We start from the raw sequence: 22,148 nt of genomic DNA, 5'->3' as shown, positions 1-22,148 counted from the left end.
CGCTTGGATAACACAGACTGTCAAATAGATGCAAAAATGGACAGAGAATTATCCCAAGCTGTAGTGCAGAAAGCCAACCGTCGGCGGTGGTGGCAGATTGGCGCAGTGGTCGTGGTGGTGCTGATTGGGGTGCTGGCGTTCCGGTCGGTGCTGCAAACGCGGGTAGCCAGATCAGAGCTCCGTTTCGCCACCGTGGAAGTGGGCGCCGTGGAAGCTTCGCTCACCGCCTCCGGGGTGGTGGTGCCCGAGAACGAGGAAGTCATCGCCAGTCCCATCCAGGCCAAGATTGAGCGCGTGCTGCATACTCCCGGCGATCACGTGGCGGCCGGCGAGCCGCTCCTGCTCCTGGACAAGCAATCGTCCCAGACGGCCTTTGACAAACTTCGCGATGAGCAGCAACTGAAGCAGAACAAAACCGCCGAACTGAAGAACGACCTACAGAAAAACGTGAACCAGCTCCGTTCCCGCTATGCCGTGCAGGAAGTGCGCGTGAAAAGCCTGCAAGCTGCCCTTAATGATGAACAATACCTGCTTTCCATTGGCGGCGGCACCCAGGAAAACGTGAAAAAAGCCGAGCTGGACCTGAAGGTAGCCTCGCTGGAACTGACCCAACTGCAACGCCAGATTCAGGACGAGCAGGCCGCCGCCCGCATAGGCATGAAAGGCGTGGGCTACGAACTGGAAATGCAGCGCCGCGACATAGGCCAACTGCAGCGCCAACTGGAGCAAGCCGATGTGAAAGCCGTGCGCAAAGGCGTGGTAACGTGGGTGAACGAGGAAGTAGGCGGCACCGTGAATGCCGGAGACCCATTGGCCCGCATAGCCGACCTGAGCAGCTTCAAGATCAAAGCCACCATTGCAGATACCTACGCCGAGCAGTTGAAAGTAGGCGGCCCCGTGACCGTGCGGGTGAACAACACCGATCTACGCGGCGAGATTGCCAACGTGCAGCCCAAAGTAGAGAACGGCATCATCACGTTCTACGTGCGGCTGCAGGAGAAAAACCACGCCGCCCTGCGCTCCAACCTGCGGGTAGAAGTCTTTGTCCTCACTGATTTCCGGCCCAACGTGCTGCGCGTGAAAAACGGGCCTTTCTTCACCGGCTCCCCGGAACAGGCCGTGTTTGTGGTCCAGGGCGACAAAGCCGTGCGCCGCACCCTGAAAACCGGCGCCAGCAACCTGGACTACGTGGAACTGCAAGGCGACATCGCCAAGGGCGAGCAGATCATCCTCTCCAACACCAAGGAGTACGCGCACCTGAAAGAACTGCAACTCTCAGCCGATTAAGGTCCCTGCATCATGAAAAATACTCTATTATATATAGTGTTGTTCTATCTTCTGAAAACGCCGGCGGCGCAGGCCCAGCCCAGCGCCCAGAACGGGGGAGTTGCGCGCCGCTTCACCTTGCCCGAAACCATTGAGTTGGCGCTTTCCGCCTCCACAGCCGCCAAGCAGGCCGCTACCAACAAAACCGGCAGTTATTGGCAGTACCGCACGTTCAAGGCAGATTACCGGCCGCACCTGACCTTGTCTGGTACGCTGCCAGATTTCTCCAGGAGCATCATTCCGGTCATTCAGCCAGACGGTACCACTGACTTCAGGGCCGTTTCCATCAGCAACTCAGATTTGTCTTTGTCTCTGAGTCAGGCGGTGGGGCTCACGGGCGGGCAGTTCTTTGTGTCTTCGCAGAGCCAGCGCTTCGATGATTTCAACCAGGGGGTACGGCGCTACAATTCCTTCCCGGCCATCATCGGGTTTCGGCAGCCTATTTTTGGGTACAACAGCCTGGGCTGGGCGAAGAAAGTAGAGCCCCTGCGCTTCCGGGAATCAGAGCGGCAGTTCATTGAAGACCGCGAGAACATTGCCACCACTGCCACCCAGCGCTTCTTTGAGGTCTTGCTCCAGCAGGTTAACTATGAGATTGCGAGTAAAAACGTGGAAAACAACCAGGCGCTGTTCAGGGTGGCCGAGGAAAAGCATCGGCTAGGCCGATTGTCCAGGAACGAACTGCTGCAACTGAAATTGAGCCTCATGAACGCGCAGATGGCGCAGGCCCAGGCTTCCACCGAGCTCAAAACCGTGGCCATGCAGTTCTCGGCCTACGTGGGCCTGATGCGGGGCGAACAAGTGGCGGTGCAGGCACCCGAAGCGGTTCCGGCTCTGCAGGTGGAAGAGCAACTCGCCCTAGAGCAGGCCCGGCTTAACCGGAAAGAGCGGTTTCAGTTTGAGCGGCGGGTGCTGCAGGCCCGGCAGCAGGTGGCCCAGGCCCGGGGCAAAGGCGGCTTCAACGCCGATCTGTACGCCACCTTCGGGCTAACCAAGAGCGCGAACAACTTTTCTGAGAGCTATGCCCAACCGGAAAACCAGCAACAGGTAACGCTGGGGTTCAGCGTGCCCATCGTGGATTGGGGACGGCAGAAAGCCAGCGTGAAAACCGCCGAGGCCAACCTGCAGCTCACCCAGTACACCGTAGAGCAGGAACAGACAGCTTTTGAGCAGAATGTCTACACGCAGGTAAACCAGATAGAGCTGCTGAAGGAGCGCCTCCACATCACCGCCTCGGCAGATTCCATTGCCCAGGAACGCTATGACATCACCAAAGCCACGTTTCTGGTAGGCCGCATCAGCATCACTGACCTGAACATCGCCTTACAGGAAAAAGACCAGGCCCGGCGGGCGTATATTACGGCCCTTCAGGATTTCTGGGTAGCCTATTACAAACTCAGAGCGCTTACCTTATATGACTTTGAACGCAGGCAGTCACTGCTGGCAGAAAAATGAGCAATGCGTTTAGCGGCTCTTTTTCTGAAAACAGGGCTAAAACAACAGGCACGCATTTCGTCCCCCTTTGAAGGGGGTAGGGGGATGACAAAGGCGGCTGGAGAACTTTATAACGCTTGTAAGAAGCAATTAAATACTGAACCTCAGGATGATTGATCAGCATGCGAAATCATCCCCCTACCCCCTTCCAAGGGGGACGAAGGAGTACCCAGCTAAAACTTGTTTTGAGCACGTTTTCCGGAAAACAGGCCTAAAACAGACATAGCACATTAGCACATTCACACATCAGCATATTAACTATGATACAGTTACAAGACATTGAAAAAGTCTACCGCACCAAGACCATTGAGACGGTAGCCCTCCACCGCGTGAACCTGCACGTGGAACGTGGGGAGTTTGTGTCCATCATGGGGCCCTCGGGTTGCGGGAAATCTACGCTGCTCAACATCATGGGCTTGTTGGATGATCCTTCATCCGGCCAAGTGATCATTGACGGGCAGCCGGTGAAAACGCACTCAGACAAGCAACTGGCCAGGCTGCGCAATGAGAAGATCGGTTTTGTGTTCCAGAGTTATCACTTAATTCATGATCTGAGCGTGGTAGACAACGTGGAATTGCCGTTGCTGTACCGGAACGTGAGCGCGAGTGAGCGGCGTAAGCGGGCGCTGGCGGCCCTGGAGAAAGTAGGCCTGAGTGCCCGCACCAAGCACTTTCCCAGTCAGCTCAGCGGTGGACAGCGCCAGCGGGTGGCCATTGCCCGGGCGCTGGCCGGTCAGCCGGAAATCATCCTGGCGGATGAACCCACCGGAAACCTGGACAGCGTGATGGGCGACGAGATCATGGACATTCTGCTGCGCCTGAACCAGGAAGAAGGCACCACCATTGTGATGGTGACCCATGACGAGAACATGGCACTCAAGACCAACCGCCTGGTCCGGTTCTTTGACGGGCAGCAAGTGGCAGACTCCAGACTAGTAGAAGCGCAGATCTAACGCCACAGCCATGTTAAAGAATTATATAAAAATTGCTTGGGCGGTACTGTTGCGCCGGAAATTCTTCACCTTCATCAGCCTCTTCGGGATCAGTTTCACCTTGATGGTGCTCATGGTGGTGACTTCGCTCTTTGACCATGTGTTCGGGCCGCAGATGCCGGAGCGGGAGACCGACCGCTTGCTGTTTGTGAACAACCTGCGCGAGGAACAGGGCGAAGGCTACTCCAGCAGCGGTCCGCCCAGCTATTTTTTCCTGGACCGCTATGTGCGGCGCATGCAAACGCCCGAGAAAGTCTCCGTCCACTCGGTATTCAACCCGGTGAACAGCTACATCCATAACAAGAAGCTGGCGCTGGACATCAAGCACACCGATCAGCAGTTCTGGGAGATCCTGGACTTTCATTTTCTGGAGGGAAATCCCTTTGGGGCGCAGGAGGTGAAGAACGCCAGCCGGGTGGCCGTGATCAACCAGACGACGCGCAAGAACTACTTCGGGACGGGGCCGGCCCTGGGGCAGACCATTGAGGTAGACCAGGTGAAATACCGGGTCATTGGCGTAGTGGAAGACGTGCCGGTGCTAAGAATACATTCCTACGCCGATGTCTGGGTGCCCATCACGCTCAAAAGCCAGGAGTTCAAAGACACCGGCCTGCGGGGCGGTTTTTTTGCCACCATCAAAGCCCGGCAAGCGGCTGACATTCCTAAGATAAAGGAAGAATACGACCGCATCATTCAGGAGGTGAGTCGGTTGAATCCCAAAGAAACGAAGCAGGTGCATTCCTTTGCAGATGCCATCCTGGAAAGCTTCGCGCGGGCATTTCCGGGCAATGGCAAGCAAGACAAGGTCACGTTCCTGTACACCATGATGGCCTTGGCCGCCTTTCTGTTCATGCTTTTGCCTACCATCAACCTGGTGAACATCAACATCAGCCGCATCATGGAACGGTCTTCTGAGATTGGCGTGCGCAAGGCGTTCGGGGCTTCGTCTAATACCATCATCGGGCAGTTTGTGGTGGAGAACGTTTTCCTGACGCTCTTGGGTGGCTTGCTAGGTTTTCTGCTCTCGGCGGGGGTGCTGGCGCTGATCAATGACAGCGGCATTATCGTCTATTCGCAACTGGGGTTGAATCTGCGGGTGTTCGCCTGGGGGCTGCTTTTGTGCCTGGTGTTCGGGTTGATTTCCGGGGTGTACCCCGCTTTTAAAATGTCACGTTTACACGCCGTTGAGGCTTTGAGAGGAGGCTCCAAATGATACGCCATTTATTTAAACTAATCTGGAACCGGAAGAAAAGCAACTTCCTGCTCATCACTGAAATGTTCTTCTCATTCATGGTGCTGTTCGCGGTCATCAGCTTTGTGCTCTACAACTACCATAACTATAAGCAACCGCTGGGCATTAACCACCAGAACGTGTGGCAGCTCTCCTTCAGGCCCAATGCAGATTCCATGGGGCAGGCCAAGGCCATACAGGAGCAGATGATGCAGCGCATTAAATCTTTCCCCGAGGTGGAGGCTGCCTCTCTGGCCCACAACAACGTGCCTTTTGCATTCAGCAGCATGAGCATGGGGGTTTCCTACGGAAACAAGGAATCGGTGGAAACCAATAATTACGAGGTGCAGGATGCCTACAAAGACGTCTTCCAGTTGTCGGTGGACCAGGGCCGGTGGTTCGGGCCGCAGGATGCCGTTGCGCTCCACACCTCCGTGGTCATCAACCAGGTATTGAAAGACCGGCTGTTTGGCGAGGAAGAAGCGCTGGGCAAACAAATCAAGGTGGATGACTCTACCAGTTATACCGTGGTGGGCGTGATTCCCCATTACCGCGCCGACAGCGAGTTTGCCGAAGAGGAACCTGCGCTTTTTCGGCGCATCAACCTGGAGCAGGCCAAACCCGATCAGCTGTACGCCAGTTTGCTCATCAAGGTAAAACCGGGCACCGGTGTAGTTTTTGAGGAGAAAATGGTGAAAGACCTCTCGCGCATCGCCAAAGACTGGACCATAGAAGTCACCACACTGGAGAAAATGCGCCAAAGCAAATCAAAATTAACCTGGGTGCCCATGGCGGCCATGGGCGTGGTGTGCGGTTTCCTGATTTTCAACGTGGCGCTGGGCTTGTTTGGGGTGCTCTGGTACAACATCAACCGCCGTTACTCAGAGATTGGCCTGCGCCGGGCGCTGGGCGCCACTACCAGACAGATCCGGAACCAGTTTGTGGGCGAAGTGCTGGTGATGGCCACCTTCGGGCTGCTGCTGGGCCTGTTGCTGGCGGCGCAGTTTCCGCTGCTGCACGTATTCCAGCTTTCCGCCGAGATTTACTGGCAAGGTATAGGAGCCGCCGCACTGCTCATCTTTCTGCTGGCCATTGTCTGTGCCGTGTACCCCAGCTGGCAAGCGGCGAAAATCCATCCGGCGGTGGCATTGCATGAGGAGTAAGCTGGCTTATGCGTTTAGGGGCTGTTTTCATAAAAGCAGCCCCTAAACGCAAATCCTCACAAATTCAAATAAGCCTCTGGCGCGAGACTCCAGTCTCGTGCCAACGGATGATGCGAGTCTCCAGACTCGCCGTGAACCGAGAACTGGTGCTACATGCAGTTTCTCTATTGGATTTCTTTCTAGGCAGCAGGGGAAAGTAGCTCAGCAATGCGCTCGGTCGCTGCGGGCAGCGAGGGTAGTCAGAGACTACCCGTTATCCCAAGGCGCGAGTCTGGAGACTCGCGCCAGCTTCTTCTATTATCAAACTTAGAATTCTTGACTCAGAACTCCCTTTGACCTCGTCTTGTGCGCAGCTTTTGCGAGTGTCCAAACCGTTCCGTTTAGCGGCTCTTTTTCTGAAATCGGCTTAAAAACGCTACCTTCACCTATCTGCTTCCCTAACCCATGATTCTGATTATTGACGATGACGTAGCCGTACGGGCTTCCCTGGGCTTGTTGCTCAAACAAGCGGGCTATGCCACGGCCCAGGCCGCAGGGCCCCAGGAAGCCTTGCAACTAGCCGCCCGGCAGACGCCCCAGCTGGTGCTGCTGGACATGAACTTCTCCATAGAAACCACCGGCGAAGACGGGCTGCACCTGCTGGCGCAACTGAAGCAAAGCTACCCGGCTGTGCCGGTGATTCTGATTACCGGCTGGGGCTCCATTCACCTGGCCGTGGAAGGGCTCAAAGGCGGCGCGGCCGATTTCATCACCAAACCCTGGAACAACGAGGCCCTGCTGCAATCCATTAAAACGGCGCTGGAACTGGCCCAACCCGTGGTGGAAATCCCGGCCGGGAAACTCAGCCGCAAGCCGCTGGACGAGCAGTATGATTTCTCCATGATTGTGGGTGAAGACCCTGGGCTATTACAGGTGCTGCGCAGCATCGGGCAAATCAGCGCCACCGATGCCTCGGTGCTCATTGAGGGCGACAGCGGCACGGGCAAGGAACTCATCGCCGAGGCGCTCCACAAGAACAGCCATCGCCGGAAGGCTCCGTTTGTGAAGGTGAATTTGGGCGGCATCTCGGCCAGTCTGTTTGAGAGCGAGATGTTCGGGCACCGGCGCGGCGCGTTCACTGATGCCAAGACCGACCGCGTGGGCCGCTTCGAGCTGGCGAACAAAGGCACCATTTTTCTGGACGAGATTGGCGAACTGGACCTCAACAGCCAGGTGAAACTGCTGCGTGTGCTGCAAGACCGCACCTATGAAGTCCTCGGCGACAGCCGTTCCAAAAACCTGGACATACGCGTGGTCTGCGCCACCAACCGCAACCTGCAGGAAATGGTGGCCGAAGGCAAGTTCCGGGAAGACTTATATTATAGAATCAACCTCATCACGGTGAAACTGCCCGCGCTGCGAGAGCGGAGCCAGGACATCCCGTTGCTGGTGCAGCATTTCGTGAACAACCTCAAGAAAACGTACCATAAACAGGAGCTGCAGGTGAGCCAAAAAGCCCTAAAATGGCTGCGCGAACTGCCCTTGCCGGGCAACATACGGGAGCTGAAGAACCTGGTGGAGCGAACGGTGCTGGTAAGTGGCAAAAGCCTGCTGGATGTAGAGGATTTCCAGAGCCAACTCCAAGGCGGTTCCCGGAAACTGGATGAGAAACTGCTTCCATCCGTGGGCGCCATGACCCTGGACGAGCTGGAGGCCAGCATGATTAAAAAATCGATGGCTTATTACCAAAACAACGTGAGCAAAGTGGCCAAGGCGCTGGGCGTGAGCCGAGGCTCGCTGTACCGAAGGCTGGAGAAGTTCAACATCCCCTATGACGCTCAAGAATAGGTTTATCTTCACCGCGGCGCTGCTGTACGCGGCCATGGGCGTGCTGGCCTGGCAACTGCTCACCTACAACAAGTGGATGTTTGTGGCCGCCGAGGCGCTCATTCTGGTGAGTCTGGTGCTTACGGTTCGGCTGTACACGGCGTTCGTGCGCCCCTTGAACCTGATTGCCGCCGGCGTGGCGTCCATCAAAGACCGTGATTTTTCCATCAAATTCCTGGAAACGGGCCAGAAGGAGGTAGACCAGCTTATTAGCGTGTACAACCAGATGATGGACGAGCTGCGGCAGGAGCGGGTGGTGCAAACCGAAAAGCATTTCCTGCTGGAGCGCCTCATTGAAGCCTCGCCCTCGGGCATTATCCTGCTGGATACCCATGACCGCGTGGCCGGCCTGAATCCGGCGGCGGCGGCGCTGCTGCAAATCACGGGAAAAGACGTAATAGGCAAACCTCTGACCGGGCTTCCGCAGCACTGGGGCGGCTCCCTGAGCAAGCTGCCCAAAGACGAGCAGCGTGTGATACGGCCGAACGGCATTCAGACGTACCGCTGCCGCAAAATCAGGTTTCTGGACCGGGGCTACCATCGCTACTTCATTCTAGTGGAGGAACTCACGCAGGAACTGCTGGAGAAGGAGCGCAACGCCTACGAAAAACTGATTAGGATGATGTCGCATGAAATCAACAACTCCATTGGCGCAGTCAACTCCATCCTAAATTCCTTCTCGTATTTCTCCCCGCAACTCAACCAAGACACCCAGCCGGATTTCGACGAGGCCCTGCAAGTCTGCATCACGCGCAACCAGAACCTGGCCGGTTTTATGGCCAATTTCGCCAATGTCGTCCGAATTCCGCCACCTGTTCCGCAGCCCACCGATTTGCATGCTCTGCTGCACAGTATCCACCGGCTCATGCTGCCAAGCTTTGAACGGAAGCAAGTGACTTGGGAGTGGGAGTTGGCGGAGCAAATTCAACCCATTTCGCTTGATGTGCAGCAAATGGAACAGGTGCTCATTAACGTAGTGAAGAATGCCCTGGAAGCGACGGAGGCGGGCGGCTGGGTGAACGTGAAAACAGTGGTGAATCCGCCGCAACTACTCATCCAGGACAACGGAAAGCCCATTTCCCCCGAGGTGCAGGAAAAGCTGTTCTCCCCATTCTTCAGTACCAAGGCCAACGGACAGGGCATCGGACTCACCATGGTCCGGGAGATTCTGCTGCACCACGGGTTCCCTTTCTCGCTGGAAAGCGGCCCTGATGGCGTGACGACGTTCCGGATTGCGTTTGCGGAAGTCGCTCCCCTGGCCTCGGCCCGGAGCTAAGTTGAAAACTACTTGCCTGTTTTGAGCACGTTTTTCAGAAAACAGGCTCAAAACAAGATGGAGCGGATTGGTGTTGAGTTCTTTTCCACATATGGCCCCACTATGGCGCGGAAGTTACTTCCGTGCCTATCGATTCCTGTAGTCACGGAAGTAACTTCCGCGCCATAGTAGAGGCTTTCTTTGTAGTGGTCGAATGCTGTTTTAGGGCAGTTTTTCTGAAAATAGGCCTAAAGCGCCTGCTCCAAAGACCTCGTAGCGTCCGGAGGACCTGCGAGCGTCTGTGCCAATAACGGTTGAAAACAAAAAGACCTCACAGGTTTTGAAAACCTGTGAGGTCTGAGAGCCGGTTTCTGTTTTGGGCACGTTTTCCGGAAAACGTGCCCAAAACAAAACGGTTGAACTGGTAGGAGCTACTGGCTAGTTCTTCGTGAATTTATCGGCGTAGCCGCTCTGCTCGAAGAAGGCGCGGGCGTCTTTGATTTCCAGGATGTCTTTCACGGCCTGTTTCTTGTCGGTGGCTTTTTGGTAGTAAGCCTCGCAGATTTTGTAGCCCATGTAGTAGCCCAAATCGGCGGGATGGTCGGGGCGCTCCTGGCTGCCGTTGGCAATCCAGTTGTAGGCGCGGTTGAGGTACATCTCTTTCTGGAAGGCTTCCCAAACCTGTTTCTCGCGCGGATTCGCAAACTCATGGAGGCGTCGGTTGGCGTTCATCCCGGAGATGAGCTCGCCAATGAAATCGGCCATGCCCTCGGACAGGGCATTGGAAAGCAGCGTGGTGTCGTTTCGGTCGGTCTGGATGAAGTGGATGAGTTCATGCGCCACCAGGGGCGGCACGTTCTTCACGTAGTCAAAGTTGTTGCGCTCCCAGAGGCTCAGCTCATGCAGCGGCACTTCCGGGGAGCGCGAGTACTGGTCAATGCCAATCAGGAGGCCGTTGTCTGAGACGGTGCCCGCCGAGCTGTAGCGCCCCACCACGAAGTACACGTTGGGGAACGTGGCATCTGGGTACAGCTCCTTCATCTTTTGGAAGCTCTGGTAAATGCCGGCCTTCATGGTGTCAACCGCCAGCGTGTTCCGGCGGATAGCCGGGAAAAACGCGGTTTTGTTGTTGAGGTTGTTGAGGAACTGCTCCACGGAGCCAATCTTGCTGGCGAAGTAATCCTGCAAGCCCACCGATGCTTTGTTGAAGTACTCCTGCTCAAAAATCTCCTGCTGCCGGGCCGGGTTTTTGGCGGCAAGGTCATAGGCTTTCCAGAAATTGTGGACATCGGTGGTGACCAGTTGCGCCTTGAGAGGGTCGCCTAGCTGGGCATTCTGTTTTTCCAACCTACTCACCAACTGCAGATACTTCTTCTCCTGCCGGAGTATATCCAGGTCGGTGTCTTTCTTCAGGTGCGCCACGTTCTTGTACCCGGCGTTTACCGCTTGCTCCAGGGCTTTGAGGGCGGGTGCTTTCTGGCCCATCAAGGCATAACTACAGGCCATGTTGTAGTACGCGGAACGTACATGCGCCCCATTGGGCGTAGCATTGATGGCTTTTTGGTACAGGGCAACGGCTTGCGGATAGTTCTTCTTCGTGTAAGCATCGGTGCCTTGCTTGTTCAGGTCTTCGTGGGCTGGCGACGTGAAATAGGAGAACACCAGTTGGGTGGTGTCTTTGCCGTTGGTGAGCCTGAATTTCTCCCGGGGGTTGTTCCGGTAGCGCACCGCCAGGCTGTCTTTGCCCGTGTGCACCCACAACACGTTGGGCCGGGACTTAGGGTTAATGCGAATCAGTGTTTCTTTGCCCGCCTCACTCACGTGGAAGGTGTAGTTGAGGTTGCTTTCTTTCATGACCAACGTTACACTGTCATGCGGCGCGTACAGCAAAGGGGCGTTGCCCTGGGCATACAGGAAGGTGGGCGAAAGGAGCGCTACCGCCAGGCAGCTTTTCTGAAGGAATGATTTGAAGGACATTGAGCGGTGGTTCTGAAAGTATAGAAGGTTTTCTATGTTTATAGATGCAAGATACCCGTCAGTAGTTGCTTGCCAAACCTCAGGTAGCATAGAATTTCAGAACATGAAGCTCTGCCTAACTCAGAAAAGCTGGCCCTGGATGAATTGCTGCACCTTTTGGGGTCGCGCCAACTGCAAGCCAGTCCGTTTTTCCAGTTGCTCCATGAGGTAGACCAGCGCGGGAGGGGCGTGCATGATGTCTTTCTGGTGCATGAAGAAGTAGACCGTCTGTAGCCCCTGCTCCAGCCACTGGTGCAGCCGGTCGGCCCAGGCTTCCAGGCGGGTGTAATCTGAAGGCACCAAGCCGTGGCCGTTGAACCGAATCATGGCGGTAGCAGAAGTGAGGCGCATGTGCAGCACATCTCGGCGGCCAGCCACATCCGTAATAATGGTGGTAATTTGCCTTTCTTCTAGCGTATCAAATGCTTTCTGGGTCGCCTTAGATGCTTTGAACCAGTTCTCATGCCGGAACTCCACCGCCAGCGGCACCTCTTCGGGGAAGTGTTTCAGGAACTGCTCCAGTACCGGCCAATCCTCCGGCCCGAAGAACGGCGGCAGCTGCAGAAAGGCCATGCCCAGGCTTTCGCCTAAACCCAGGATTGCGTCACAGAACAGCTTGGTAGGTTCGCCCACGTTCTGCAACAGTTGGTCATGGCTGATGATCTGGGGAAGTTTAGGGCAGAAGACAAACCCCGGCGGAACGGCTTGCCGCCACCGGCTGATAGCCGTGGCGTCTGGGATGCGGTAATGGGTGGTGTTCATCTCCAGGGTGTTGAATTGCCGCGCGTACCAATACAGCAACTGCGCGTCCTGCGCCCCGGCCGGGTAATAGGTGCCAATCCAGGGTTTGTTAGACCAGGTGGGGCAACCCAGGTAGAGATTGGACCGGGTGGGCCGTCCTGATCTGGCCAGTACCTGCTGCGTGACCGGATGGTCTGGCGGTAAGCGGAAGTCTACGTTGCTGATGTCTGGAAGGCGGCCGAAATCCATGGTTCTAAGTATTAGGTTTTGGCTATATTAATGCTAATTCAGGAGGTATTTTACTTGTTTTTTGGGGCGAACGCTAAAATTTTAAGAAAAAAAATATTTTCAAAGCACACATTCTATTTTTCCAAGGAAATCGTCTGAAAAGAGACGTGTCATTAAAATCCAATTCAGGCTGAAAAATTGGTGTCTACGGCTGTTATACGCAGAAAAATAGTTTTCAGCGAAATGGAAATCTGGCATACCACAGATTGTAAATTTAGTGATATGTAAAACTTTTTTATTTGTGTATTTAGAATAAAATGTATTACTTTATTTAGTTAATAAAGGCTGCGAAGGACGCAGTTGACCTCCGGAGGCTTGTTGGGAAGAAAATTACTCCTAATTTTGTCGTCTCGAAATTGATGTTCCACCAACAAAACCTAAAATGGGGATACAGAAAATTTACTATGCGCTCACCGTTCTTTTCATCTTTTCCTTCGGTTTTGCACCTATTGCCTCAGGGCAAGAGGTAGGCGATACGCAAAACGGAGTAGCCTCCTGGTATGGGGCTCAATACCACGGTAAACGTACCAGCAGTGGCGAGGTTTACAACCGCCACAAGCTTACCGCCGCTCATAATGAACTTCCTTTAGGCAGTAAAGTCAAAGTCACCAACGTTGCCACCGGTGAAAGTGTGATCGTGAAAATCAACGACCGCGGACCCTTCAGAGGTGCCCGCATCATTGACCTCTCTGAGGCCGCCGCCCGTAAAATCCATTACCGTAAACACGGCCTGGCCGAGGTGACGGTAGAGGTGGTTGACCTGCCAGATGCTTTCTTGGCCAGCAGGGCCAAAGCCAAAGCTGCTGCTGAGGCAGAACAGGCAGAGAAAACCGCTACGGCATTGGCAACACCGGCCATAGAAGCTGCGCCAGAGACGCCTTCAGCCAGCACTGTCGTGACGGAACAGGCAGGACCCGTTGTCAACCCAACGGAAACTCCCGCCGGCACTCCTACGGCTTCTGTCATTGCTCCCGTTACGCCTACCCTGTCGCAGACGCACTTGTTCGTTATTCAGGCGGGTGCTTACGGGAATCTGAGCAACGCCCAGGCCCAGGTAGAGAAAATGCGCCGCATGTACCAGAAAATGCCCATCGCCTTGGTGGAGGAAACCGTGAACGGACAGAAAGTGCACCGCATTCTGGCCGGTCGGTTCGTGACCAAGGCCACCGCTGAGCAGGCTCGCAAAGACCTCGGCAAAAAAGGCATTCAGGGACTGGTGCGGACCATGGCAGAACCTGCCGCCCTGGCTAGTAGCGCCGCTCTCTAAGATTCTCCTGGTGTACTTGTGCTTGCCGCCAGAGCTGTCGCAACAGACCTGGAGTTGATGTTTTCGCCTTGTTTTAAGAAAATGAGGCGAAAAACAGGCCGTACTGAATTTTATTTGCCGTGATTTGTTCTACTTGCTACTGCAACATCCGTAAGCGGATTTTCCGTATGGGGTGCTGTATACCATTTGAGCAATTAACCACGTTATAAGCGAAATTCAGAAAGTAGAAGTCTACTATGGGTGAGAAGAGATTTTGGGCAAAGCTGCTGCTGTGTAGTCTGGGAATGATCTGGGGCTTACACCTGCAAACCCAAGCCCAGATTATAGGGAAGGAAAAGAAGAAACTGTTTTTCTGGCAGAAGGACAAGGTCTCCCTAGTAGCCAGTCCGGTGGATACGGCTCTCCTGAACGATTCTCTGGCAAGACCTTCGCTGGCTACCGCCCAGGCAGACAGCATTGCCGACCCTAAGAGCAAGAAAGACAAGAAGAAGGAATCTAAAAAGAAGAAGACTTACTTCGGCTATCGCGTGAAACGAGGCTTCGCCCGCCAGGGCAAAGGCAAAAACGAGATAGTGGAGACTTTTTACTACCTGCCTGAGTTCAAAGAGCCCAACCCATACGTGCGCGACAAGCATTACTTTGATGTAAAGAAGCGCAAGATTTTCAGGGCTCCCACGCTGGATCCCTCCAAGACCCAGATGCTGGTGCTGCACGGGCCGTACACCAAAAAGAGAGGCGACGTGCTCATTGAGCAAGGGTATTTCTTTGTGGGGGCCAAGCACCTGCGCTGGGAGACCTTCAAAACTGATAGCACGCTCACGCAGCGGCAGCACTATGAGAAAGGCTTCCTGCGGGATGCCGTTATCACGTACTATGACGCCGCCAAAACCAAGATCAAGGAGGTAGTGCCGTACCAGTATGGCCAGGTGCAGGGCGAGTACTACAAGTTCTATGAAAACGGACAGCTGGAGTGGCAGGGCACCTATGACAAAGGTCGCAAAGTGGGCACCTGGATTAACTTCTATGATTTCAGGGGCCGTCGTCAGTTTGAGTTCCAGTACGCGGAGAGCGCCTTCGATAAGCCTGTTGAGCCTGTACTGGTGAAGCAATATGACCGCCATGGATCTTTGGTCTTTGAGAAGAAAGAGCAATAGCCTGTAAGATATCTTGGTAATTAAGCTTTAAACCCGTTTGGGGCCTGTTTTCCGAAAACAGGCCCCAAACGGGATTTTGCATTTGACGTGGTGAAGCCTTCCTGCTTCGGTATTGTCTCCCCCGGTTTAAAGGCTCTGAATCGAGAATTACGTTTTAGGGCAGTTTTCTGGATTCTCGCTTTAAAACAGTCTGATTCTCTCTATATATAATAGAGTGCTCTATATATAATAGAGTGTTTGGCTGATGGCGAGCGGGTGCTGGGGTTCGTCTGTGTCTCTTTAATGGAAAGCATCTTCTATGTGCAGGATCTCGGGTCTGTCCTGGTGCCATAAAACTGAGATCACATCAAACCTGACTTCGTATTGCCATTGGTGCTGCTCTATATAATAGTCGGCGGCTAATTGGAGCATGACTTCCTTTTTGGAGGAGACCGCTTCTTCAGGGAAACCATATTGATGGGTGCTCCGGGTTTTCACTTCTATGAAGACCAACGTCGTTTCTTTGAGCACGATCAGGTCCACCTCGGCGCGTCTGTAGCGGTAGTTTCGCTCTAGTATCTGGTATCCGTGCGCGATCAGATGGGCCTCGGCGGCTTGCTCCCCCAGCTTTCCTAAAGTAGTATTATGCGCCATTTTTGGTAGGTGCTGGTTTAATGAGTAATTTGCACAGTTTTCTAGGTGCAACGCCTTCTATACGTGCAGAGTAGGTTTCTGTATGGGGCTAGGTAGAGGCTGTGCGGCAAGGCAATAGGACTATTATAGAAAGAGAAAGGCAGAGCCCAGGACCATGAAGCAGAACAGAGACATCATTTTTGAGAAGATGGGTCTGGTAGATTACCAGCAGGCCTGGGACTATCAGGAGCAACTTCTGAAGGGAGTGGTAGAGATTAAGACGCAGAACCGGTCTTTGCCGGAGGAAGAGAAGCGAACCACGCCCAACTACCTGCTGCTGTGCCAGCATCCGCATGTGTATACCTTGGGCAAGAGCGGTCATGAGGCCCACTTGCTGCTGGATGAGCAAGGATTGGCGGAAAAGCAGGCCTCTTTTTATAAAATCAATCGGGGCGGTGATATCACGTATCATGGCCCCGGGCAGTTAGTAGCATATCCCATCCTGGACCTGGAGAATTTCTTCACTGATATTCACCAGTACCTGCGCCTGCTGGAAGAGGCCGTTATCCTGACCTTAGCCGAATACGGCCTGAAGACGGGTAGAATTGTAGGGCTGACCGGCGTTTGGCTGGATTTTGAAGAGCAGCGTAACCCCAGGAAGATATGTGCCATGGGGGTGAAATGCAGTAGATGGGTGACCATGCATGGGTTGGCCTTGAACGTGAACACAGACCTGAATTATTTTGGGAACATTGTTCCCTGCGGTATTTCAGACAAAGCGGTGACGTCTCTGGAAAAAGAAGTTGGGCATGCCGTACCCGTAGAAGAAGTTGAAGAGAAACTCCTCCGGCATTTAGAACAGTTATTTGAAGCCAGAATGCTGGCGCATCAATATGAAGAAGGACATTGATTTTCACCAGGTAGAAGGTGTATCCGTTGCCATTGCACGGGAGTTGAATGAAGCAGGGTTGGAAGAGTGGAATGTGTACTTTATCAACAACAATGATTTTTACCTGGAGAATGTGCTCGTCTCCTCAAAAGGCTATGGTGAGCAGGACGGGCAGGAGGTTAAGACCTCGGTGTTACGGCACATGTTTGACCAAATTGCCCCTAAAACGGCCTTGCAGGTAGAGCCTATTGATCCTGCTTTGTTTCACATCACCAATGAATACTGGGTGAGCTACTACATTGGCCGCAACATCCATGACAAACGGTTTATTTTTGTGCCGGGCAGCATTGTGGAGGAGAACTTGATCCCTATTGCGCTACTGGATAAAGAAGGAGTGCTGCATTCCTGATTTAATCACAAAAATTTCTACCGAGGCTTCCATTTTGGCTGGCCTCGGCCTTATGTTTTTACGTTACTTATGGCATGAAATTCTTTACATACCTACTCTCCTTTAGCTGGTCTTTCTTTATCACTCTATTCGCCATCCCTTCTATTGTGTATGTGGCGCATTTAAAGAACATCTTAGATCAACCCAATAAACGCACGGTGCACGTGTCGCTTACCCCCCGTTTAGGAGGATTAGGTGTTTTTGCAGGTTTCATGTCGGCCCTCACCATCTTCGGGGATTTGTCTAACGGGGTACAGCAGGTGCTAGCCGGGTGCATCATCCTTTTCTTCGGTGGTCTGAAAGATGACTTGGTTTCCATCTCGGCCTTTAAGAAATTCTTCATGCAGGTATTGGCCACCGGGGTGGTCATGTTTATCGCCGATATCCGGGTGACCAGTTTTCAGGGTATTTTCGGAATTCATGAACTGCCCGACGGACTGAGTTATGGGTTTACCTTCTTTACCATTGTGGGCATCACCAATGCCATTAACCTGATTGACGGCTTGGATGGTCTGGCCGGAACCATTGTCACCATTGTGGTCTCCACGTTCGGCTTCTTCTTCTGGTATGCCCACATAGAGACGTATTCCAATTACGCCGGGGTGGCGGTTTGCCTCATTGGTGGCTTGCTGGGCTTTCTGCGCTACAACTTCTACAAGGCCAGGATCTTCATGGGAGATACCGGTTCCTTGCTCTGTGGATTTGTGGTCTCCATCATGGCCATTCAATTCATAGAGATGCGGGCGGTGCCTTCTTCGCCTATGGTGGCCTTGGGCGTGCTTTTCGTGCCTTTGTTTGATACCGTGCGGGTTTCCCTTATCAGAATCCTGAAGGGCGTGTCTCCTTTCTCGCCAGATAAGAACCACATTCACCACCGTATCTTAGCCATGGGCTTCAGTCAGGTGGCTACCGTGCTTATTCTGGCGCTTCTGAATATACTGGTGATCCTGTTTGTCTTTAACTTCTCTCATTGGGGGAACTTGGTGCTGCTGCTGTGTCTGCTGGGCTTCTCAGTGATCCTGAGCGTGGTGTTGGGGCAATATTCTTCTAAATCTACTTCTAGTACTTAATAATGCGTTTCTGGGGAGCGGTCATCGTGCTTTGGTTATGGGGCGGAATTGCCGTAGGGCAACCAGGAGCCTTGAAGCCTTTGCTATCATCTGACTGGCTTATTTACGAGGCTTCCCAGAACAAACTGGTGCCCTACCTTCCTGAGTATCATGAGGAGCGTCAGGCTCTCTATCAGTGGGTTAGTCTGGATAAGTTCACCAACCCGAAGGTGGAGTTCGCTGCCCGGCAGGATCTTTGCCTTTTCCTGGACAATCGGTTAGTGTTTGTTGCTGATTCCACCGCCCGGTATACTCTGGACCTGTCGCCGTATCTCACGGCCGGGAAGAAATACCTTTTGACGGTGTGGCATCCAGATCAACAGCCTAACTACCCTTCTTTCAAAGTACCGCAGGGGCAAATGCCGGCCTTGAGCTCCAAGCCTGCCGCAATGTACCGGCCTATCCGGAAGCCACCGGATGCCCACCGGAGTGCCTTGGTGTTTTTCATGGTGGTGGTGGGGTTGATTTATGGCGCTCTGCGCATGACGTTCTACTCAGACTTTGTGAGTATTTTCAGATGGAGCAGCTTCACGAAGCTTTCCACCCTGGAAGAAGGATTGTTGGCGAAGCCTGTTGGCAACTGGTCCAGTATTCTGTTTGTGCTGGCATTTGCGCTCTCGTTTGCCTTGCTGATCGTGGCCATCCATACCAACCTGGAGGATCTGGCATTGCTGAACCAGTTGTTTACGGCAACTCAGGCAGACCTCATCTCAAAGATTCTGCTGTATTCTTTGATGATTTTCTTGTTTGTGCTGTTTAAATACCTGTTCCTGCGGTTGATGGGATTTATTTTTGGGGTAGGCGAAATGGTGCTGTCACAGTATCGGGAGTTTCTGCGCACGTTGCTGGGAATGGGATTGTTTTTACCCTTTGTTTTACTGCTTTATCTGGGGCTTTGGTCTACCACTCCGCAGGTAGTCTATTGGATTGCCAATGTGAGCATTACGGCACTTCTGGTCTTTACCGTTATGAGGACTTTCTATACCGTTAGTAAAAAATATTCCCTCAAAAATCTACATTTATTTTCCTACCTTTGCGCCACAGAAGTGATTCCTCTGATGATCTTACTCAAGCTTATTGTTTTTGTGTAAAGAATACATCCTAAACTGGAATTATTACAGATTTTAGATTATAAGTTGTTAAACTACCTTCTAAATATGGCTGACGGTAAAGAAGAGCTGGGTGCTGATAGACATTCAAAGAAAATTTCTAGTATTCTGGTCACACAGCCAAAGCCGGCAAATGATAACTCGCCGTATTTAAGCATTGCTGATAAATACGGGATTAAAGTTGATTTCAGAGCTTTCATTGAGATAGAGCCAGTTTCTTACAAAGATTTCAGGAAAGATAAAGTCTCCATCCTGGATCATACAGCAGTGATTTTCACCAGCCGTAACGCGGTAGATCACTTCTTTAGAATCTGTGCCGAAGGGAAGATTGAAGTGCCCGCTGAAATGAAATATTTCTGTATTTCAGACCAGACGGCGTACTACCTGCAGAAGTACATCGTTTTACGGAAACGGAAATTATTCATTGGGGGAAAAACCGCCTCAGATCTGTTTGATGTGTTAAAGAAGCATAAGACAGAGAAGTTTCTGTACCCATGCTCCAACATCAGAAAAGAAGACATTCCTGAGTTCATGCGGGCCAATAACTTTAACTTCACCGAAGCTACCATGTACAAAACGGTGGCCTCTGACTTGTCAGACCTGGCTGAGGTGAAGTATGATTGTATCGCGTTCTTCAGCCCTTCAGGAGTTAACTCGCTGTTTGTGAATTTCCCTGATTTTGTGCAGGACGGGACCCGGATCGCCGCCTTTGGCCCTACTACCGCTCAGGCGGTGCGAGATGCAGGTCTGGAGCTGGATATTGAGGCGCCTATGCCTAATGCCCCGTCTATGACCGGAGCAATTGAGGTTTATATCCAACAACATTCTAGGAAAAAGTAAAAGGAATGTTACTTTTTGCTAGGTTTGTGCGTAGCATGGCTAGGCTAGAAAATTAATGGTTGCTTTTGGTTGTTACTGGATAATTTGCTAGCTTTTGCCAACCGACCCTTAGAAACGCGAGGGTACTTCAATGCCATACATGAAGCACAAATCTGGTTTTCTGATTTTTTTGTTTGGGCTCCTGGTTCCCTTCCTGACTCAGGCGCAGCAGTTGCCGCAGTTTAGCCATTATGGCTTCAATGGGCAGTTTATAAGCCCTGGATACGCCGGCGTGAAAGGCCAGACGGAAATGAACGTTCTCTATCGGTACCAATGGTTGGGGTATGATGGAACGTTTGACGCCGGAGGATCGCCTAAGACCGCCTTGTTTACCGTCTCAGCCCCCCTTACTTCCTTAAAAAGTGGCATAGGATTGGTAGTGATGAAAGACGAGATTGGGGCGGTAGACATTTTCAACGCACAATTGGCTTATTCCTATCACCTATCTCTTGCCGGAGGCACGTTGGGGATTGGTGTGCAGGGAAGCCTGACGAATATGAGCAAAGGAGGTTACCGTGCCAACGAGCAAGGCGATACCAGGGTGCCTTTTAACAGCTCTGACCGCAAGTTTGACATGGGGGGCGGTTTGTGGTACCAGCACGAGAACTGGTACGCGGGGGTAGGGATTACCAACCTTCTGGGTACTAGCTACCAATTTGAGAACCGGGAACAAAGCGAAGAGCGAGGTACCGTAACGGGTGAAAAACATCTTATGGTCACCGGTGGGTATGAAGTGGAACTTTCCGATGCTGTAGACGTTATACCTACGGTCCTGCTAAAACAGGATATAAACGCTGGCGTCACCTCTTTTGAGGCTGGGGCAAGAGCAACGTTCAATGACAAATTCTGGGGTGGAGCGGGTTATAGGTTTGGGGAAGCCATCACAGGAATGTTAGGTGTTTATCTTTTGAAAGACAATGCTCTTAGTTTTGGATATGCTTTTGATCTTACCACCCTAGGCACCGATGCAAAAAGCGCCACCTCGCATGAGGTAATGGTGGGGTACAGACTTCCGAAGCCTAAGAATAATACAAAGCCCCCCATCAGAACCCCACGCTACTTCTTCTAAATACTTACTTTTAAGTAACAGGCATATCGCTAGCGATGAGGGAATTGTTAACCAAATAAAATATTATTTTCTTTACCTCGTTAGCATATTGATCTTCAAGAAAAAACACTAGTTTTGTTTTTTAAATCAGGACATATAGTTGCTATCTTAAAAAAATTATAACTGCTTAGCGGAAACGCTTCTTTTTTCAAGTCCAAAGAATATGATTAAGTTTTTACAGTTTTCTGCCATTGCTCTGAGCGTAGTCTTGATGGCAGGTTGTGGTATGGGTAGAGATTCTCAGGGAGATGTGATCGGGGCAGAAGATCGTCCTGAATTCAATCCACAAGAAGTTCCATACGGGATGGTGGCTTGCCCAGGTGGTACTTTTCATATGGGGCAGACAGATCAGGATATCGCGGCCAGTATGTCCAACATGAACAAGCAGGTAACCATTGGCGGTTTCTACATGGATGAGACTGAAATCACCAACAATGAGTACCGTCAGTTCGTAGATGCCATCCGTCAAGATTCTTTGGACATTCTTGGGGAAGAGTTCGTGATGACTCAGCTCTATCCAGACACCACCGTTTGGGTGAAAGATTTTACTTACCACATGGGTGACCCATTGATGGAGTATTATTTCTCTCACCCGGCGTTTGATGATTTCCCGGTAGTAGGGGTAGACTGGTTTGCCGCCAAGTACTTCAACAACTGGAGAACCAAGCACAAAAATAATTATAACGTAGAGAGCGGGATGGCACCAATGCCAAGCTTCCGTTTGCCGTCTGAGGCTGAGTGGGAGTATGCCGCCCGTGGTGGTCGTGATCTGGCTACCTACCCCTGGGGTGGTCCTTACCTGCGTAACGCCAAAGGTTGTATGCTCGCTAACTTCAAACCAGGCCGTGGCGATTATTACAGCGATGGTTTCACCTATACTGCCCCGGTAGGACAATATTATCCGAACGATTTCGGTTTATATGATATGGCCGGTAACGTAGCGGAGTGGTGCGAAGATGCTTACTCTGAGGCTACTGTGCCAGTAGTGTGGGATTTGAACCCTACTTACTATGATGACAACGAGCCCCGTAAAATTGTGCGTGGCGGTTCATGGAAAGACATTGCGCACTTCCTGGAGACCGGCGTACGTAACTTTGAATACCAAGACTCAGCGCGTTCTTTCATCGGTTTCCGTAGCGCCATGATCTACATTGGTCGTTCCTCTGACTTTGACCTGGGAAGATAATTTTTGGTCATATCT

General features: G+C 52.4%; 19 protein-coding genes. 16 read left to right on the top strand and 3 right to left on the bottom strand.

The features are described from left to right. Nucleotides 1-36: 36 nt before the first annotated feature. The 7 genes from H7U12_RS12935 (at nt 37) to H7U12_RS12905 (ending at nt 9,348) form a co-directional block, all read left to right on the top strand. Complete coding sequence (locus H7U12_RS12935) at nt 37-1,287, top strand: efflux RND transporter periplasmic adaptor subunit (RefSeq protein WP_186638575.1); 1,251 nt, start codon at nt 37-39, stop codon at nt 1,285-1,287. Between the two features lie 12 nt (nt 1,288-1,299). Then, nucleotides 1,300-2,781: a TolC family protein gene (locus H7U12_RS12930; protein ID WP_186638573.1), complete on the top strand. Its 1,482-nt coding sequence runs from the start codon at nt 1,300-1,302 to the stop codon at nt 2,779-2,781. A gap of 299 nt (nt 2,782-3,080) precedes the next feature. After that, nucleotides 3,081-3,773, top strand: coding sequence for an ABC transporter ATP-binding protein (locus H7U12_RS12925; protein ID WP_186638571.1), 693 nt, complete (start codon nt 3,081-3,083; stop codon nt 3,771-3,773). A gap of 10 nt (nt 3,774-3,783) precedes the next feature. Continuing rightward, nucleotides 3,784-5,025: an ABC transporter permease gene (locus H7U12_RS12920; RefSeq protein WP_186638564.1), complete on the top strand. Its 1,242-nt coding sequence runs from the start codon at nt 3,784-3,786 to the stop codon at nt 5,023-5,025. After that, the gene (locus H7U12_RS12915) at nt 5,022-6,206 is read left to right on the top strand and encodes an ABC transporter permease (RefSeq protein WP_186638560.1); all 1,185 of its coding nucleotides are present in this window, start codon (nt 5,022-5,024) and stop codon (nt 6,204-6,206) included. Before H7U12_RS12920 ends, H7U12_RS12915 begins: the two co-directional genes overlap by 4 nt. A 444-nt stretch (nt 6,207-6,650) precedes the next feature. Beyond that, nucleotides 6,651-8,033 carry a sigma-54-dependent transcriptional regulator gene (locus H7U12_RS12910; protein ID WP_186638559.1) on the top strand — a complete coding sequence of 461 codons (1,383 nt, stop codon included), beginning with the start codon at nt 6,651-6,653 and terminating at the stop codon, nt 8,031-8,033. Beyond that, on the top strand, nt 8,017-9,348 hold the full coding sequence (locus H7U12_RS12905; protein ID WP_186638557.1) for a sensor histidine kinase: 1,332 nt from the start codon (nt 8,017-8,019) through the stop codon (nt 9,346-9,348). The genes H7U12_RS12910 and H7U12_RS12905 overlap by 17 nt, the downstream gene beginning before the upstream one ends. A gap of 417 nt (nt 9,349-9,765) precedes the next feature. On the opposite strand, the gene H7U12_RS12900 is transcribed toward H7U12_RS12905, so the two are convergent. Continuing rightward, nucleotides 9,766-11,304, bottom strand: a complete 1,539-nt coding sequence (locus tag H7U12_RS12900) for a gliding motility protein GldB-related protein (protein WP_206683923.1) — start codon at nt 11,302-11,304, stop codon at nt 9,766-9,768. Nucleotides 11,305-11,424: 120 nt separating this feature from the next. Then, nucleotides 11,425-12,333 carry a DUF72 domain-containing protein gene (locus H7U12_RS12895; RefSeq protein ID WP_186638544.1) on the bottom strand — a complete coding sequence of 303 codons (909 nt, stop codon included), beginning with the start codon at nt 12,331-12,333 and terminating at the stop codon, nt 11,425-11,427. 421 nt (nt 12,334-12,754) lie between these two features. Between H7U12_RS12895 and H7U12_RS12890 the strand changes: the two genes are divergently transcribed. Next, nucleotides 12,755-13,639: a septal ring lytic transglycosylase RlpA family protein gene (locus tag H7U12_RS12890; RefSeq protein WP_186638542.1), complete on the top strand. Its 885-nt coding sequence runs from the start codon at nt 12,755-12,757 to the stop codon at nt 13,637-13,639. Between the two features lie 236 nt (nt 13,640-13,875). Next, nucleotides 13,876-14,793: a toxin-antitoxin system YwqK family antitoxin gene (locus H7U12_RS12885; protein WP_186638541.1), complete on the top strand. Its 918-nt coding sequence runs from the start codon at nt 13,876-13,878 to the stop codon at nt 14,791-14,793. A 279-nt stretch (nt 14,794-15,072) separates the two neighbouring features. On the opposite strand, the gene H7U12_RS12880 is transcribed toward H7U12_RS12885, so the two are convergent. Then, the gene (locus tag H7U12_RS12880) at nt 15,073-15,426 is read right to left on the bottom strand and encodes a YraN family protein (RefSeq protein ID WP_186638540.1); all 354 of its coding nucleotides are present in this window, start codon (nt 15,424-15,426) and stop codon (nt 15,073-15,075) included. A 154-nt stretch (nt 15,427-15,580) separates the two neighbouring features. On the opposite strand from H7U12_RS12880, the gene lipB reads away from it, so the two are divergent. The 7 genes from lipB (at nt 15,581) to porK (ending at nt 22,133) form a co-directional block, all read left to right on the top strand. After that, on the top strand, nt 15,581-16,315 hold the full coding sequence (gene lipB, locus H7U12_RS12875; RefSeq protein ID WP_186638539.1) for a lipoyl(octanoyl) transferase LipB: 735 nt from the start codon (nt 15,581-15,583) through the stop codon (nt 16,313-16,315). Continuing rightward, nucleotides 16,299-16,703: a hypothetical protein gene (locus H7U12_RS12870; RefSeq protein WP_186638538.1), complete on the top strand. Its 405-nt coding sequence runs from the start codon at nt 16,299-16,301 to the stop codon at nt 16,701-16,703. Before lipB ends, H7U12_RS12870 begins: the two co-directional genes overlap by 17 nt. Before the next feature lie 74 nt (nt 16,704-16,777). Next, nucleotides 16,778-17,812: an MraY family glycosyltransferase gene (locus H7U12_RS12865; protein ID WP_186638537.1), complete on the top strand. Its 1,035-nt coding sequence runs from the start codon at nt 16,778-16,780 to the stop codon at nt 17,810-17,812. A gap of 2 nt (nt 17,813-17,814) precedes the next feature. After that, a complete protein-coding gene (locus tag H7U12_RS12860; protein WP_186638536.1) occupies nt 17,815-18,942 on the top strand; it encodes a DUF4271 domain-containing protein in 1,128 nt (375 codons plus the stop codon). 66 nt (nt 18,943-19,008) lie between these two features. Continuing rightward, a complete protein-coding gene (locus H7U12_RS12855) occupies nt 19,009-19,800 on the top strand; it encodes a uroporphyrinogen-III synthase (RefSeq protein ID WP_186638534.1) in 792 nt (263 codons plus the stop codon). Between the two features lie 139 nt (nt 19,801-19,939). Next, nucleotides 19,940-20,908, top strand: coding sequence for a PorP/SprF family type IX secretion system membrane protein (locus H7U12_RS12850; RefSeq protein WP_186638532.1), 969 nt, complete (start codon nt 19,940-19,942; stop codon nt 20,906-20,908). A gap of 202 nt (nt 20,909-21,110) precedes the next feature. Beyond that, on the top strand, nt 21,111-22,133 hold the full coding sequence (gene porK, locus H7U12_RS12845; protein WP_186638530.1) for a T9SS ring complex lipoprotein PorK/GldK: 1,023 nt from the start codon (nt 21,111-21,113) through the stop codon (nt 22,131-22,133). Nucleotides 22,134-22,148 lie beyond the last annotated feature (15 nt).

Origin of the sequence: Rufibacter sediminis, from assembly GCF_014269285.1 — a bacterium.
GTDB lineage: Bacteria > Bacteroidota > Bacteroidia > Cytophagales > Hymenobacteraceae > Nibribacter > Nibribacter sediminis.
Note: the sequence above shows the minus strand (reverse complement) of the source record. Positions and strands in the feature narration are given on the sequence as shown.

Excerpts from the sequence above, each read along its gene's own strand:
- H7U12_RS12890 (WP_186638542.1), top strand. The coding sequence starts at position 12,755 with ATGGGGATACAGAAAATTTACTATGCGCTCACCGTTCTTTTCATCTTT.
- H7U12_RS12880 (WP_186638540.1), bottom strand. The coding sequence starts at position 15,426 with ATGGCGCATAATACTACTTTAGGAAAGCTGGGGGAGCAAGCCGCCGAG.
- lipB (WP_186638539.1), top strand. The coding sequence starts at position 15,581 with ATGAAGCAGAACAGAGACATCATTTTTGAGAAGATGGGTCTGGTAGAT.
- H7U12_RS12915 (WP_186638560.1), top strand. The coding sequence starts at position 5,022 with ATGATACGCCATTTATTTAAACTAATCTGGAACCGGAAGAAAAGCAAC.
- H7U12_RS12920 (WP_186638564.1), top strand. The coding sequence starts at position 3,784 with ATGTTAAAGAATTATATAAAAATTGCTTGGGCGGTACTGTTGCGCCGG.
- porK (WP_186638530.1), top strand. The coding sequence starts at position 21,111 with ATGATTAAGTTTTTACAGTTTTCTGCCATTGCTCTGAGCGTAGTCTTG.
- H7U12_RS12910 (WP_186638559.1), top strand. The coding sequence starts at position 6,651 with ATGATTCTGATTATTGACGATGACGTAGCCGTACGGGCTTCCCTGGGC.
- H7U12_RS12860 (WP_186638536.1), top strand. The coding sequence starts at position 17,815 with ATGCGTTTCTGGGGAGCGGTCATCGTGCTTTGGTTATGGGGCGGAATT.
- H7U12_RS12895 (WP_186638544.1), bottom strand. The coding sequence starts at position 12,333 with ATGGATTTCGGCCGCCTTCCAGACATCAGCAACGTAGACTTCCGCTTA.
- H7U12_RS12930 (WP_186638573.1), top strand. The coding sequence starts at position 1,300 with ATGAAAAATACTCTATTATATATAGTGTTGTTCTATCTTCTGAAAACG.
- H7U12_RS12850 (WP_186638532.1), top strand. The coding sequence starts at position 19,940 with ATGAAGCACAAATCTGGTTTTCTGATTTTTTTGTTTGGGCTCCTGGTT.
- H7U12_RS12925 (WP_186638571.1), top strand. The coding sequence starts at position 3,081 with ATGATACAGTTACAAGACATTGAAAAAGTCTACCGCACCAAGACCATT.
- H7U12_RS12855 (WP_186638534.1), top strand. The coding sequence starts at position 19,009 with ATGGCTGACGGTAAAGAAGAGCTGGGTGCTGATAGACATTCAAAGAAA.
- H7U12_RS12905 (WP_186638557.1), top strand. The coding sequence starts at position 8,017 with ATGACGCTCAAGAATAGGTTTATCTTCACCGCGGCGCTGCTGTACGCG.
- H7U12_RS12885 (WP_186638541.1), top strand. The coding sequence starts at position 13,876 with ATGGGTGAGAAGAGATTTTGGGCAAAGCTGCTGCTGTGTAGTCTGGGA.
- H7U12_RS12935 (WP_186638575.1), top strand. The coding sequence starts at position 37 with ATGGACAGAGAATTATCCCAAGCTGTAGTGCAGAAAGCCAACCGTCGG.
- H7U12_RS12870 (WP_186638538.1), top strand. The coding sequence starts at position 16,299 with ATGAAGAAGGACATTGATTTTCACCAGGTAGAAGGTGTATCCGTTGCC.
- H7U12_RS12900 (WP_206683923.1), bottom strand. The coding sequence starts at position 11,304 with ATGTCCTTCAAATCATTCCTTCAGAAAAGCTGCCTGGCGGTAGCGCTC.
- H7U12_RS12865 (WP_186638537.1), top strand. The coding sequence starts at position 16,778 with ATGAAATTCTTTACATACCTACTCTCCTTTAGCTGGTCTTTCTTTATC.